This is a genomic window from Streptomyces sp. NPDC020845, assembly GCF_044334165.1.
Classification (GTDB): Bacteria; Actinomycetota; Actinomycetes; order Streptomycetales; family Streptomycetaceae; genus Streptomyces.
On the sequence record NZ_JBIRSJ010000001.1, the window covers coordinates 1,009,292 to 1,023,906 of the forward strand.

At 71.5% G+C, this 14,615-nt stretch carries 10 protein-coding genes; 6 read left to right on the top strand and 4 right to left on the bottom strand.

Features of this window, described 5'->3' with window-relative positions:
* Window positions 1–2: 2 nt before the first annotated feature.
* Together ACH4U7_RS03575 and ACH4U7_RS03580 are read right to left on the bottom strand one after the other, a co-directional pair.
* A complete protein-coding gene (locus ACH4U7_RS03575; protein WP_398526356.1) occupies window positions 3–1,787 on the bottom strand; it encodes an FAD-dependent oxidoreductase in 1,785 nt (594 codons plus the stop codon).
* A gap of 123 nt (window positions 1,788–1,910) precedes the next feature.
* A complete protein-coding gene (locus ACH4U7_RS03580) occupies window positions 1,911–3,248 on the bottom strand; it encodes a hypothetical protein (protein ID WP_398526357.1) in 1,338 nt (445 codons plus the stop codon).
* Between the two features lie 280 nt (window positions 3,249–3,528).
* Between ACH4U7_RS03580 and ACH4U7_RS03585 the strand changes: the two genes are divergently transcribed.
* The 5 genes from ACH4U7_RS03585 (at window position 3,529) to ACH4U7_RS03605 (ending at window position 9,527) form a co-directional block, all read left to right on the top strand.
* Entirely contained in the window at window positions 3,529–4,425 is an 897-nt protein-coding gene (locus tag ACH4U7_RS03585) for a Gfo/Idh/MocA family protein (RefSeq protein WP_398526358.1), read from the top strand.
* Window positions 4,426–4,685: 260 nt separating this feature from the next.
* Window positions 4,686–5,432, top strand: a complete 747-nt coding sequence (locus tag ACH4U7_RS03590) for an HAD family hydrolase (protein WP_398526359.1) — start codon at window positions 4,686–4,688, stop codon at window positions 5,430–5,432.
* Window positions 5,429–7,774, top strand: coding sequence for a glycoside hydrolase family 65 protein (locus ACH4U7_RS03595; protein ID WP_398526360.1), 2,346 nt, complete (start codon window positions 5,429–5,431; stop codon window positions 7,772–7,774). Before ACH4U7_RS03590 ends, ACH4U7_RS03595 begins: the two co-directional genes overlap by 4 nt.
* An 87-nt stretch (window positions 7,775–7,861) precedes the next feature.
* Window positions 7,862–9,265 carry a Si-specific NAD(P)(+) transhydrogenase gene (gene sthA / locus ACH4U7_RS03600; protein ID WP_398526361.1) on the top strand — a complete coding sequence of 468 codons (1,404 nt, stop codon included), beginning with the start codon at window positions 7,862–7,864 and terminating at the stop codon, window positions 9,263–9,265.
* Window positions 9,266–9,302: 37 nt separating this feature from the next.
* A complete protein-coding gene (locus ACH4U7_RS03605; protein ID WP_398526362.1) occupies window positions 9,303–9,527 on the top strand; it encodes a DUF2277 domain-containing protein in 225 nt (74 codons plus the stop codon).
* Between the two features lie 81 nt (window positions 9,528–9,608).
* Here ACH4U7_RS03605 and ACH4U7_RS03610 read toward each other — a convergent pair whose 3' ends face one another.
* Complete coding sequence (locus ACH4U7_RS03610) at window positions 9,609–11,516, bottom strand: glycoside hydrolase family 97 catalytic domain-containing protein (RefSeq protein WP_398526363.1); 1,908 nt, start codon at window positions 11,514–11,516, stop codon at window positions 9,609–9,611.
* A gap of 286 nt (window positions 11,517–11,802) precedes the next feature.
* Here ACH4U7_RS03610 and ACH4U7_RS03615 point away from each other — a divergent pair, with 286 nt between their 5' ends.
* Entirely contained in the window at window positions 11,803–13,146 is a 1,344-nt protein-coding gene (locus ACH4U7_RS03615; protein ID WP_398526364.1) for a Gfo/Idh/MocA family protein, read from the top strand.
* A 72-nt stretch (window positions 13,147–13,218) separates the two neighbouring features.
* On the opposite strand, the gene ACH4U7_RS03620 is transcribed toward ACH4U7_RS03615, so the two are convergent.
* The gene (locus ACH4U7_RS03620) at window positions 13,219–14,400 is read right to left on the bottom strand and encodes a S1 family peptidase (protein ID WP_398526365.1); all 1,182 of its coding nucleotides are present in this window, start codon (window positions 14,398–14,400) and stop codon (window positions 13,219–13,221) included.
* Window positions 14,401–14,615 lie beyond the last annotated feature (215 nt).

The following is a 14,615-nucleotide window of genomic DNA, read 5'->3' on the forward strand; positions in this document are numbered from 1 at the left end:
TGTCAGCCGAGGTCGAACGCGTTGGGCAGCCCCAGCCGGTAGCGGGTCTCGTCGATGCGGCGCAGCGGCTCCAGCTCCGGCGGCTGGTACAGCGTCCAGATGGCGCACCGCGGGGCGCTCGAGCCCTCGGCGTCCAGGAGCGCGTTGACGGCCCGGCGGGCCGATTCGTTGGCGCCCTCCATCGTCGCCAGGTCCATGTCGGTGGCCACATAGTCCCCGGCGAGGAAGAGATTGGGCACGGCGGTGGCCGCGCTGGGGCGGTTGTACCAGGTGCCGGCCGGATGGATCAGGAGTTGTTCGCGATTGCTGGGCGAGGGTCCTCCGAGCCCTTCGACGGCCGGGTCCATGAACCACGAATGCACATCCGCATCGCGCAGCACCGTCCGTCCGGTGTCGTGCAGGCTGTCCTTCAGCTGTGCCCAGATCTCGCGGACGACCTCCTCACGGGTGCACTGCTTGGCGGTCTTCCCGTACAGGATGCCGGGCTTGTCCCATTCGGAGACGATGGTGGACAGGCAGTCGGTGACCTGCCCGTCCCCGTAGTCGGCGGGGAAGTCGCGCCCCTTCCAGAACTGCGCCTGTCCGATGGCGGTGATCGACCAGGGCGAGTCCACGCAGTCCACATGGCCGTTCAGGATCGGGGTGGGGGTGCGCAGATAGAACTGGACGCCGACCATCCAGTCCGTGCGCAGCTTGTCGCAGCGGGCGAGCTGCGGATCGGCGGCCCGCAGCGACGCTCCCCAGGTGGTGCGGGCGTGTTCGACGGGCAGCGCGCTGAGGTAGTGGTCGGCGGTGGCGGTGCGGGTGGCGCCGGTGTCCGGGTCCTTCAGGCGCGCCCCGGTGATCCGCCCGCCTTCGTAACTCAGCTCCGTCACCTCGGCGCCGAGCTCGAACCGCACACCCAGTGAGCGCAGATGTGTCTCCCACGGATCGATCCACGCCTCGCTGGTCGGTGCGTTCAGCACCCGGTCCGGCTCCCCGTCGTGGCCCCGCGCGAGGACGTTGTACACGAACGCCTGGAGGACGCGGGCGACGGTGCGGGTGCTGGCCTCCTCCGCCTTGGTGGCGACGATGTTACGGGTGATGCCGACGGCCAGCAGCCGCTGGTAGTCGTGCGACATCTTCTCGGCCTTGACGAAGTCCCACCACGGCACCCGCTCCCACTGCCCCTCGCGGCGCAGATCGCAGCTGGTCAGCTGGACCAGGACGCGGCCTGCGAAGTACGCGGTCTCGGTGGCGGGCAGGCCGAGTGCGGTGTCCAGGAAACCGATGAGGAGTTGCAGCAACGCGTCGGGGGTGAGGGAGCTCGGATCGGGCGGCGCGGTCAGGGTGCGGAACGGCAGCCGCAGATCCGGGGTGCCGCCGTTGCGGGCGAACAACTCCTCGGTCGCCGCGACCAGGTTGTCCCGGCATCCGCCGGCGTTGCCGGGGAAGGGGATCCGGCGCAGGGTGTCGGGAAGATTCCGGTAGAAACCCGGGAAGAAGCGGAAGCCGTGCTCACCTGGTAAGGCCCTGCGTCCACCGCTTCCGGTGCCGGGGACGTCCATGCTGCGGGCCTTGCCGCCGAGGATGCGGTTGCGCTCGTACACCGTGACCGAGAACCCCCGCTCGGCCAGCTCCTGCGCTGCGCTCAGCCCCGAGACGCCGCCGCCGAGCACGGCGACGGTACGGGCCGCCTTGGGCGCGGCCGAGGCGGGGAGGGCCATCGTGGTGCCCAGTGCGAGGGCGCCGCCGGTGGTTCCCGCCGTGGCCAGAAACTGACGCCGTGTCCTGCTGCCGTTCTCCATCGCGACTCGCGACTCCTCCCCTTGCCGCCCATCCAGGCATGTCCACGTCACGCTACGCGGGGGTGGTCGGCGGGGGAAGACGGCTTACGCCCCGTCATCGGCTCGCCGGGCCCGGTACGCGGCTCAGCGGAAGACGCCGGTGTGGCCCAGAGAGTAGCGGCCCGGCTGGGGAAAGACGGCCAGCCCGTGCGGGCCGCCGCCCACCGGGATCCGGGCCAGCAGCCGGCCGTCGCGGGTGGCGATCGCGTACACCTCGGAGTTGTAGCGGCCGGAGAGCCACAGCACCTTTCCATCGGCGGACACCCCGCCCATATCGGGGCTGCCGCCGCCGGGCAGCCGCCAGCGCTCCACCAGCTTGCCGGTGGCGAGCGACAGGACCGAGATGGTGCCCTCGCCGCGGTTGGTGATGTACATGCTGCGGGAGTCCCGGCTGACATACAGACCGTGGGCGCCCTGGCCGGTGGGCAGCAGCCGGGGGCGGGTGAAGGCGTCCCCGTTCAGCACCCACACCCCGTCGGCCATCATGTCGGCGATGTACCAGGTCCTGCCGTCCGGTGAGATCTTCACGTCCTGCGGCATGGCGCCCACGAGCGGCAGCCGCTGCTGCCCGATCACCTTCATCCGCGCCGTGTCCACCTTCAGCAGCTCGCCGGAGAACTCGCAGGACACGATGAAGTAGCGGCCGTCGGGCGAGAAGTCCGCGTGGTTGACGCCGTAGCACGACACCGGCACCGACTTCACCACCCGCATGGTGTGCGCGTCCCGGAACACCAGCGCCCGGTCCGCGGAGGCCATCACCACCGCGTACTTGCCGTCGGGGGTGAAGTAGAGGTTGTACGGATCGTGGACGTCCACCGGGCGGCCGGTCTTCCCGGTGGCCGGGTCGATCGGGGTCAGGCTGTTGCCGAGGTCGTTGTTGACCCACAGCGTCTTCAGGTCCCAGGAGGGCACGACGTGCTGCGGCTGGCTGCCGACCTGGAGGGTGCGGATCACCTTGTACGTCTTCGGGTCGATGACGCTGACCGTGTTGGACAGCGTGTTCGGCACATACACCCGCGACGGGATCCCCTTGACCACCGGGGACAGTTTGCCCGGCCGGTCGGCCGCGTACAGGTCGTGCGGGTCAAGCGGTGGTGGCATCCCGGGCAGCAGCCGAGCGGCGGCGGCCTTCGAGGCCGCGGCCGACGCCGACGCGCTGGACGTCCGCGACGGCATCGTGCGCGCCGGCCGCGTCTGCTCGTCGGAGGCGGCACAGGCCGAAGCCGCGGCGCACACCAGCAGCAGCGCCCCGGCCACCCGCAGCCGCACGGCCCGCCGCCGGGCGGGGAAGTGGCGTCCCACGGTGAGCGGCAGGGCGGGGGAGTGGCGTGCCACGGTGAGCGGCAGGGTCCGCGGGCCGTCGGCGCGCGGGGCGGTCGCTGCGCCTTCCTGGCGATACGGGCGGATCGGGCCACGGGCCACGGGATTCCTCCAGCGGTGGTGCGGGCGAAGCCGCGGGCGTGCCACGGGACGCGGTCTCCCGCCGGCCGGTACGGCCGCGGTGGCCGCCCGGACCGGCCCGGCCGAGGCTCACACTGCCACCGCCGCGACCCGGCGGCGCGCCCCGGCATCCGACCGGGTGGCGGGCCTCCCCCGCGCGGGGGCACCACCGATCTCCCGGCCCTCTTCCGCCGACCCGCATCGCGCGGCGTAGGATCGCGCCCGGCAGCGAGCGGAGCACCGGGAGACAGAGGGGGCGGCATTGCGGTTCGGACTGCTGGGCACGGGTCACTGGGCGGCCGAGACCCAGGGCGCGGCCCTCGCCGCGCACCCCGAGGCGGAGCTGGTGGGCGTCTGGGGCCGGGACCCGGCCAAGGCGCGGGCGCTGGCCGAGCGGTACGGCATCCGGGTCTACGACCGGCCCGACGAGCTGATCGCCGACGTCGAGGCGGTCGCCGTGGCCCTGCCGCCGGACATCCAGAGCGACCTGGCGCTGCGCGCCGCGCGCGCCGGGCGCCATCTGCTGCTCGACAAGCCGCTCGCCTTCACCACCGAGGACGCCGATCGCGTGGTGGACGCCGTCGAGGAGCGCGGGCTGGCCTCCGTGGTGTTCTTCACCCGCCGCTTCGCCCAGCCGGTGGAGGACTTCCTCACCCGTGCCGTGGCCGACGGAGGCTGGGACGGCGGCCGGGCGACGGCCTTCGCCTCGATCTTCCGGCCCGGCAACCCCTACGGGGGCTCCCCATGGCGGCGGGAGCGCGGCGGCCTGTGGGACGTCGGCCCGCACGCCCTGTCCGTCCTGCTGCCGGTGCTGGGCCCGGTCGCCGAGGTCACCGCGGTCGGCGGCCCGCGCGGGGCAGCGCATGTGCTGCTGCGCCACCGTTCGGGCGCGGTCGGCACCCTCGCGCTCACCCTGGACGCCCGGCCCGCCGCCGTCGCGCACACCTGCGACTTCTACGGCGAACAGGGCGTGGCCGCCGTCCCCGACGCGGGGATCAGCCCCGTCGAGGCGTTCGCCGCGGCGGCGGACCGGCTGCTGCGAGGCGCCCGCACCGGCACCGACGACCCCTGTGACGTGCGGTTCGGCCGCGAGGTGGTGGCCATCCTGGAGGCCGCCGACGCCTCCCGCCGCCTCGGCCGCACCGTCGCCCCGCGCTGAGCCCGCCTTTTTGTGGCTCGGTTCTCCCCCAGCTACCGCTGGGAGGTGCCTCCGGGGCGCCTCAGCCACTGTCGACGGTCGACCGTGCTCGGCCCTTCGCGCGGCGGAGCCGGCTGCATCGCCATGCGGCTCCGCCGCGTGGCGATTGCAGTCTCAGGGCCTCCGCGCGCTCTCCCTTTCGACAGGGTCGCGCCCCTTCGGCTCACTCGCCGGTAGCCGATTCGAGGCATAGACCGACGGCTGCGGGGGAACCGGGGGCCATGACCAAGCTCCGCCTCCCGGAGTCCGTCCGGGCCTGCCTGTTCGATCTCGACGGGGTGCTGACCCGCACCGCGGTGATCCACGCGGCGGCGTGGAAGGAGATGTTCGACGACTTCCTCCGGCGCCGCGAGGGCCCCGGCTTCCGCCCCTTCGACAAGGTCGACGACTACGACGAGTACGTCGACGGGCGGCCCCGCGCCGACGGGGTGCGCACCTTCCTGGCGTCCCGGGGGATCGAGCTGCCCGAGGGGACGGACCAGGATCCGCCCGACGCGGACACGGTGCACGGCCTCGGCACCCGTAAGAACGCCCTGGTCCTGGAGAAGATCCGGGAGGAGGGGGTCGAGGCGTACCCGGGGTCGGTGCGCTTTGTCGAGGCGGTCCGCGCCGCGGGCCTGCGCACCGCGGTCGTCTCGTCGAGCGCCAACTGCCGCGATGTCCTGATCTCTGCGAAGATAGAACACCTCTTCGAGGTCCGTATCGACGGCGTGGTCGCCGCCGAGCGCGGGCTGGCGGGCAAGCCGCATCCGGACACCTTCCTGGAAGCCGCCCGCGACCTGGGCGTCGCCCCCGTGGCCGCCGCGGTGTTCGAGGACGCCCTGGCGGGCATGGAGGCCGGCCGTGGCGGGCGCTTCGGCTGTGTCGTGGGCGTCGACCGAGTCGGCCAGGCCGAGGCGCTGCGCGCCCACGGCGCGGACATCGTGGTGCGGGACCTCGCCGAGCTGCTTGAGGAGGACGCCTCGTGATCACCGATTCCTCATACGCCGTCGACCCCTGGATGCTGCGCGAAATCGAGCTCCACCTCGATGTGCTGCCGCAGAGCGAGTCCGTCTTCGCGCTCTCCAATGGCCATGTCGGCTGGCGCGGCAATCTGGACGAAGGCGAGCCGCACGGCTGGCCCGGCTCCTATCTCAACGGTGTGCACGAGCTGCGCCCCCTGCCGTACGCCGAGGCCGGCTACGGCTACCCGGAGTCCGGCCAGACCATGATCAACGTCACCAATGGCAAGATCATCAGGCTGCTGGTGGACGACGAGCCCTTCGATCTGCGCTACGGGCGGCTGCGCTCCCACGAGCGCGTCCTCGATCTGCGCGGCGGGCTGCTGCACCGCACCTGCGAGTGGACCTCCCCCTCCGGCACCACCGTGAAGCTGCGCTCCACCCGGCTGGTCTCCCTCACCCAGCGGGCCATCGCCGCCATCGCCTACGAGGTGGAGGCCGTGGACGCGGAGGTCCGGATCGTCGTCCAGTCCGAACTGGTCGCCAACGAGCAACTGCCGCAGCGCGCCGGCGACCCCCGGGTCGCCGCCGCCCTGGAGTCCCCCCTGCTGCCCGAGGAGCACGCGGCCAATGACATGCGGCTGCGCCTGATCCACTGCACCGAGGCCAGCCGGTTGCGGGTCGCCGCCGCCGCCGACCACTTCATCAGCGGACCGCCGCCCACCCGCACCTCCAGCGAGAGCAGCGAGGACGTCGCCCGCCTCACCGTCACCTCGGTGCTCCAGCCGGGCGAGGTGCTGCGGCTGGAGAAGCTGGTCGCCTACGGCTGGTCCGGCGCCCGCTCGCTGCCCGCCGTCCGGGACCAGGTGGAGGCCGCGCTGGCCGGCGCCGCGAGCACCGGCTGGAAGGGCCTGGTGGACCAGCAGCGGGCCTGGCTCGAGAACTTCTGGAGCCGCGCGGACGTCGAGGTCGAGGGCGACGCCGAGATCCAGCAGGCGGTGCGCTTCGCCCTCTTCCACGTACTCCAGGCCGGGGCCCGCGCGGAGGAGCGGGCGATCCCCGCCAAGGGCCTCACCGGGGCGGGCTACGACGGACACTCCTTCTGGGACACCGACACGTTCGTGCTGCCGCTGCTCACCTACACCTTCCCCGAATCCGTCGCCGAGGCGCTGCGCTGGCGGCAGTCCACGCTGCCCGCCGCCCGGGAGCGGGCCCGCCAGCTCGGCCACCACGGCGCCGCCTTCCCCTGGCGCACCATCGAGGGGTCCGAGTGCTCCGGGTACTGGCCGGCCGGTACGGCGGCCTTCCATGTCAACGCGGACGTGGCCGACGCCGTGGTGCGTTACGTCTCGGCCACCAGCGACGACGACTTCGAACGCGAGAGCGCGGTGGAGCTGCTGGTGGAAACGGCTCGGCTGTGGCGCTCGCTGGGCCACCACGACCACCACGGCCGCTTCCACATCGACGGGGTGACCGGCCCCGACGAGTACAGCGCGCTCGGCGACGACAACGTCTACACCAACCTCATGGCCCAGTCGAACCTGCGTGCCGCCGCGGACGTCGTCGAGCGCCACCCGGCCAAGGGCGCCGTGCTGGGGGTGGACGACGAGGAGGCCGCGGCCTGGCGGGATGCCGCCGAGGCCATGGCGATCCCGTACAACAAGACCCTGGGTGTCCATGAGCAGTCGGCCGATTTCACCGACCACCAGATGTGGGAGTTCGAGAGCACACACCCCGACCAGTACCCGCTGATGCTGCACTTCCCCTACTTCGACCTGTACCGCAAGCAGGTCGTCAAACAGGCCGACTTGGTGCTGGCGATGTATCTGCGCGGCGATGCCTTCACCGCGGAGGAGAAGGCGCGTAACTTCGCCTACTACGAAGCGCTGACCGTCCGCGACTCCTCCCTGTCCGCCTGCGCCCAGGCCGTCATGGCCGCCGAGGTCGGCCATCTGCGCCTGGCCTACGACTACTTGGGCGAAGCCGCCCTGATGGACCTCAGGGACCTGGAGCACAACACCCGCGACGGACTGCACATCGCCTCGCTGGCCGGCACCTGGATCGCGCTGGTCGCCGGATTCGGCGGCATGCGCCACACCGACGGCACCCTCAACTTCTCGCCCAAACTGCCGGAGAAACTGGCCCGGCTGGCCTTCACCGTCCAGGTGCTGGGCAGGTGCCTGCGGGTGGAGATCACCGACGCCACCGCCACCTACACCATGGTGCGCGGCGCCCCGCTGGAGATCCGCCACTACGGGCGCCCGCTCACCATCACCGAGAAGTCGCCGCAGACCCGCAAGGTCCCCGAGCCCACCGCCCGCCCCGAGCCGCGCCAGCCCCCTGGCCGCCGCCCCGACCGCCGCGCCTGAGGCACGCGGGGCGGCAGCCCCAAATGGGACCCGGAGAAAGGGCTTTTGCTCTTTCGGGCGGGTGGCATGGGGTGCCAGACTTCTCAGGTGCCCGATTTTGACATGCTCGTGATCGGATCCGGCCCGGGTGGCCAGAAAGCAGCCATCGCCGCGGCGAAGCTCGGCCGCAGCGTGGCCGTCGTCGACCGTCCGGACATGGTCGGCGGCGTCTCCATCCACACCGGGACCGTCCCCTCCAAGACCCTGCGGGAGGCGGTGCTCTACCTCACCGGACTGACGCAGCGTGATCTGTACGGCCAGAGCTACCGCCTCAAGGACGAGATCACCGTTGCCGATCTGACGGCTCGTACCCAGCATGTGGTCAGCCGCGAAGTGGACGTCATCCGCAGCCAGTTGGCCCGCAACCGGGTCGCGCTGTTCGCCGGTATCGGACGCTTCGTGGACGACCACACCGTCGCCGTACGCGACGCCGCCGGCCATGAACAGCTGCTGACCGCCGGCCATATCGTGATCGCCACGGGCACCCGCCCGGCGCGCCCGGCGTCCGTGGAGTTCGATGAACGGACGATCATGGACTCCGACAGCGTCCTGAACATGGAGCGGGTGCCGCGCTCCATGGTCATTGTGGGCGCGGGGGTGATCGGCATCGAATACGCCTCCATGTTCGCCGCCCTGGGCAGCAAGGTCACGGTGGTCGAGCAGCGCGAGGGCATGCTGGACTTCTGCGATGTCGAAGTGGTCGAGGCGCTGAAGTACCGGCTGCGGGACCTGGCCGTCACCTTCCGCTTCGGCGAGACGGTCGCGGCGGTCGAGCGCCACGCCCGCGGCGCCCTGACCGTGCTGGAGAGCGGGAAGAAGATCCCCGCCGACGCGGTGATGTACTCCGCCGGACGCCAGGGGCTGACCGACGACCTCGACCTGGGCAAGGCGGGCCTCACGGCCGACCGGCGGGGCCGGATCACGGTGGACGAGCACTACCGCACGGCCGTGCCGCACATCTACGCCGTCGGCGACGTGATCGGCTTCCCCGCGCTCGCCGCCACCTCGATGGAGCAGGGCCGTAGCGCCGCGTACCACGCCTGCGACGAGCCGGTGAACCCGATCCACGACCTTCAGCCCATCGGCATCTACAGCATCCCCGAGATCAGCTTCATCGGCCGCACTGAGGACCAGCTCACCGATGCGTGTGTGCCGTTCGAGGTCGGCGTCTCGCGCTACCGTGAGCTGGCCCGCGGCCAGATCGTCGGCGACTCGCACGGCATGCTGAAGCTGCTGGTGTCCCCGGAGGACCGGCGGCTGCTGGGGGTGCACTGCTTCGGCACCGGTGCGACCGAGCTGATCCACATCGGCCAGGCGGTGATGGGATGCGGCGGTACCGTCGACTACTTGGTCGACGCGGTGTTCAACTATCCGACCTTCGCCGAGTCCTACAAGGTCGCCGCGCTGGACGCGACGAACAAGATGCGGGAGATCGACCACCTCGGGGACTGAAGCCCCCGTTGTCAGTGGCGGGGCGCACACTGGAGGCATGTGCCGCAGCATCAAGACACTCCGCCCGCCCATGACGCCCGAGCTCCACGCCGAGGACATCGAGGCGGCTGCCCTGCAGTACGTCCGCAAGGTGTCCGGGTTCCGCGCGCCCGCCGCCCATAACCGCGAGGTCTTCGACCAGGCCGTCCAGGCGGTGGCCGAGGCCACCCGTAAGCTCCTCGACGGACTCGAGGTGCGCGGAAGCGGCGGGCGCGCGAGCTGAGCCGGCCGAACGGTGGCACCCCACCCGCCGCGCCGATGTGATCCGGCGCGGCGGGTGGGGCGTGTGGCGTCGGCTCCCGGCTCAGGCGGCCGTCCGGTCGCAGCTGGTGCGGCCGGGGTGCCAGCGGCAGGCGATGGCCGCGAAGCCGCCGTCCGCCACGACCGGTACGGACAGGGTGTCCCCGCCGCGCATCACCCGAGGTTCGCGTACCAGGCCGTCGGGGCCGTCGAGGACCAGATCGACCAGCCAGGTGCCCGACCCCAGCCGCAGCGGCACCTCGGCGGTGTGCGCGGCGCCGGCGAAGGTGCCGCCGATGAACCACCGCCCGCCGCTCGCCCGGGCCAGCACCGCGCTCTCGCCGGGCCGCCCCGCGAGCAGCCGGGTGCGGTCCCAGGCCGCGGGGAGCTGTTCGAGGAAGCCCCGCGCGAGTGGGCGAGCGTCATACGACTCGGGGGTGCCCGCGAGGTTCTGGATGCCCGATTCGTACAGCACGGACAGACCCAACTCGCCCGCGTCCGAGGCCGCGTTCGGGCGCTGCGGGCGGTGGAAGGCGCCCGGGGTGAAGTCCATGGAGCCGATGACGTTGCGGGTGAAGGGGAGCGTGGTCAGATGCTGCGCGCTGTTGACGCGCTTCTCCTCGCCGTTGACCCCTTCCATCGTCATCACATGCGGCCAGGTGCGCTGGATGCCCTTGGGGATCGTCGAGCCATGGAAGTTGACCAGCAGATGGTGGGCGGCGGTGGCCGGAAGGATCTCGTCGTACCAGCGCAGCGTGTCCTGCGATTCGGAGTCCATGAAGTCGATCTTCACCCCCTTCACGCCCCACCGCTCCAGGGTGGGCAGCCACTGCTCGCGCTCCTCGGCCGTGTCCAGATCGCGGTGGTGGATCCAGACCTGGATGCCGACGCCGCGCTCCCGCGCGTAGGTCACGAGCTCCGGGATCCAGCTGTTCGTCTGCCAGTCGGGGTCGGTGACGTCCCACTGGGCCGGGTCGAAGTACCAGCCGGCGTCGACCACCACATACGGCCAGCCGCGCTGGGCCGCGTAGTCCACGTACCCCTTCTGCATCGACAGGCTCTGCCCGGCGGGTTTTCCTCCGGCCAGCCAGGTCCACAGGGCGGGCCCCGGCCGGATCCACGAGGTGTCGGCGACCCGCGAGGCGGGTGCGAGGTCATCGGTGAAGGTGGACTCCGTGACGGTCGCGAGATCGCCCACGACCAGCGCCCGCCACGGTGTGCTCAGCGCGCCGTCGGAGGTGACCCGCTCGTCCCACAGCCCGATGCGATAGGTGGGCCGGCCCGCCTCGTGGACCAGTCGGGCGGCGGAGTAGCGGCCGCTGAGGTCCGACTCGGCGATCAGGGCGTAGGTGCCCCGCGTCTCGAACAGCGCCTGTGCCATGTACTCGCCGGTCGGCGCGGTGGCCGCCGGGTACTGGTTGAACAGGTTCTCGTTGTCGCGCCGGTAGGCGCCGAGCCACGCCGTCGCGTCTGTGGGCAGGGTGAAGGCCGAGGTCTCGCCGAGGACGTCCCCGCTGCCCTTCGGCAGGACATAGCGGTAGGCGACGCCGTCGTCCGAGACCCGGACCACGAGGTCGAGCCGGGCGCCCCCGTCGCCGCGGAAGCGGAACCTCGTCTCGGTCATGCGTACGTCGCGGACGCGTTGTTTGCCGACGGTGGCGCGGTAGCGCTCCGTGACCACATGGCGCTCGCGCCCCGACAGCCGCAGACCCCGTGACAGATCCGCGCCCTCGGTGCGGATGCCGAGGGGCGAGGGTTCGAGCACCGTACGGCCGCCCCGCGACACCTGGAGGGTCAGCGCGCCCGTGGTCGCGTCGAGTTGCAGTCGGGCCTGCGGGCCGGAGCGCGCCGAGGGGCCGCTCACCGTCCACGTCGAGTCCTGAGCATGTGCGGGTGCCGTGACGAACAGCGTCATCGCGAGCACGGCGCTGAGCAGAAGAGCCAGGGTGGTGCGTCTGACAGATCTCGCCATGTTTGCCTCCCGAGGCGGATACGTTACAGAGTCATCCGATAACTGGGGAGGGGTGAGGCGTGATTGAGGGGGGAAGAGGAGAGGTGTGGCATTAAAGATCGGACGTATAGTTGAGTGTTGGCGTATCGCCACAGCGTCGGCGACCGCTCTGCAATCGTTCCCGCACATGTCCACCCGATGGGCACACCGACGCCCCGTCACTTGACCTACTGCCATTGACGCGTCTGCAAACGAATGCAACTCTTCCGTGCAGCTTCAATCAGCCCAGCAGCGGGAGAGGATTCGCATGGCCGCCACCACCACAGCCAGGCGCGTCGCCATCGTCGGCACCGGCCACCGAGCACAGACCTTCACCGAAGCCTTCTCCCGCCGCCCGCAGCTGCACATCGCCGCCCTGTGCGACCCCAACCCGGTGCGGATCGCCCACCACAACGACCTGCTCGCCGCCGCGGGCCGCCCGGCGGCCACCGCGTACGGGGCGGCGGACTTCGAACGGCTGCTGCGTACCGAGGACATCGACGAGGTGCTGGTCACCACCGTGGACGCGCTCCACGACCACTACATCGTCCCCGCCCTGGAACACGGCGCGCGCGTCGTCACAGAGAAGCCCATGACGGTCGACGCCGAGCGCTGCGCCCGCATCCTGGAAACGGTGCGCCGCACCGGCAACAGCCTCTCCGTGGCCTTCAATTACCGCTTCAACCCCGTCCATGAGCGGGTGCGCCGGCTCCTGGCCGAAGGCGCCATCGGCGATGTGCTCTCCGTACACTTCGAGTGGCTGCTCGATGTCCGCCACGGCGCCGATTACTTCCGCCGCTGGCACCGCGAGAAGGCCAACAGCGGCGGTCTGATGGTGCACAAGTCCAGCCACCACTTCGACCTCGTCAACTGGTGGCTCGGCGCCCGCCCCGAGCAGGTCTTCGGCTACGGGCGGCTCGCCTTCTACGGCCGGGAGGCGGGGGAGCGCACCGGCTACCGGAGGGACTACGACCGGGCCCACGGGGCGCAGGCCGCGGCCGACGACCCCTTCGCCGTCCACCTGGAGGACAACGAGGCACTGAGCTCCCTGTATCTGCGGGCCGAGGGCGAGGACGGCTATCTGCGCGACCGCAACGTGTTCGGCGACAACATCACCATCGAGGACGACATGGCGCTCCTGGTGCGCTACTCCACCGGCGCCACCATGACGTACCACCTCACCGCCTACTCGCCGTGGGAGGGCTACCGGGTGATGTTCAACGGGACGCGTGGCCGCCTCGAGCTTCAGGTCGAGGAGAGCCTGTGGCAGCCGCCCCGGGCCCGGCTCGCCTCCGCCAAGGGCGCGGTCCACGGCGACACCGCGCTCGCCAACGCGGGCGGCCACCGCATCACCGTCCACCCGCTGTGGGAGCCCCCGCACGAGGTGGCCGTCACCGACTACGACCACGCCGGCCACGGCGGTGGCGACGCGCGCATGCTGGACGCGCTCTACGGGCCCGTCGACCCCGAGGCCGCGCCCGACACCGGTGATGCGGCGGGGTTGCGGGCGAACGAGGTCGACGGTGCGCTCGCCCTGGCCGCGGGCCTGGCGGCCAACCAGTCCTTCGCCACCGGACGCCCCGTGGACATCGCGGACCTGGTGCGGGTGTGACCCTGTAGTCGACAGTGGGAGGCGGGCCGGACAAGGCCCGCCTCCCACGCCTGTCTTCAGGCCGCTCGGGCCTTAGGCGGTGTGCAGCCGCAGTCCGTACGTCGACAGGATCTCGTTCACCGGCTGGAACCAGGTCTCCCCGCCGCTGCTGCAGTTGCCCCAGCCGCCGGAGGTCACGCCCTGGGCCTGGTCGCCGCTGATGAACGAACCGCCCGAGTCACCGGGCTCGGCGCACACATTGGTCTTGGTCATCTGGTACACCGCGCCCTGGCTGTAGTTCACCGTCTCGTTCTTGGCCAGCACCGTGCCGCAGTGCCAGTGGGTGGTGGAGCCGGAGCGGCAGATCGAGGCGCCGACCGGGGCCTCCGCGGAGCCGCGGACCAGCGCGTCCGGCACCGTGCCCCAGCCGAGCACCACCGGGACGGTCCACCAGCCGCTGCCGACGCTGACCCACGCGTAGTCGTTGCCGGGGAAGGACGAGCCCTGGAAGTTGCCGACGTACGAGCCGTCCCAGCCGTTGACGGAGGCGCCGGCGCCGCTGCAGTGTCCTGCCGTGACGAAGCCGCCCTGCACCGAGAAGCCGATGGAGCAGCGGACGTTGCCGGTGTAGTACGGGTCGCCGCCGACGGTGCCTGCGGCCAGAGTGGTCGGCGCCTGCGCGGCGGCCTTCTCGACCGTGACCGGGATCGAGCCCGCCCGCTTGGCCTGGTCCTTCGCCGCGCTGACGAACGCGCGTACGGCGGCGTCGCCCTCGGATCCCCGGCGGACGGAGATCACCACGCTGCCGGCCTTCGGGTCGACGCGCCAGCTGCTCACCCCGGCCGGGGCGGCCTTCTTCCCGGCCTTCGCGTCGAGTCTCGCCTTCACCGCGTCGAGCTCCTTCGCGGTGTGCCGGACGGTCCGGGCGGTGGCGCCGGTCGCCCGCACGGCCTCGGCCTGCTGTTGGCTGGTGATGCCGACGACCAGCTTTCCGGTGTGCGCGTCGAACCAGGAGCCGCCGAACGCCTTGCCCGCTGCGCGCTCGGCCTTCGGCGCCAGCTTCATGGCCGCCGCCTCCTGACGCAGACGGGCCTTGGCCTGTCCCTCCGTCAGGCCCAGGTCGCGGCCGAGAGTGCTGACGAGCTTCGCGGATGGGGCGGACGATTCGGGGCCGGGGGTGGCCGCGGCGGTGGAGAGTGCGGTGCCGGCGCCTGTCAGGGAGCCGAGGACCAGTAGGGCGGACAGGCCGACACGGACGGCGGTCGTGCGTCGCATGGCAGTTCTCCTTCTGTTGCGCTGCGAAACGAGGGCAGAACAGGGGAGACCTGAGAGCGCTCTCATGGCCGATCGCGGAGGAGCCTAGAGCCCGCCAGCTTGATATGTCCATACCAATGGAAGTGATGGGGTGCGGCGCGAGGGAAGCTCTAGGGATTCCCTCAGACGCCGCGTGGTCCGCCATCGCGCTCGGTGCGCCGGCGCCCGGTGCGCCC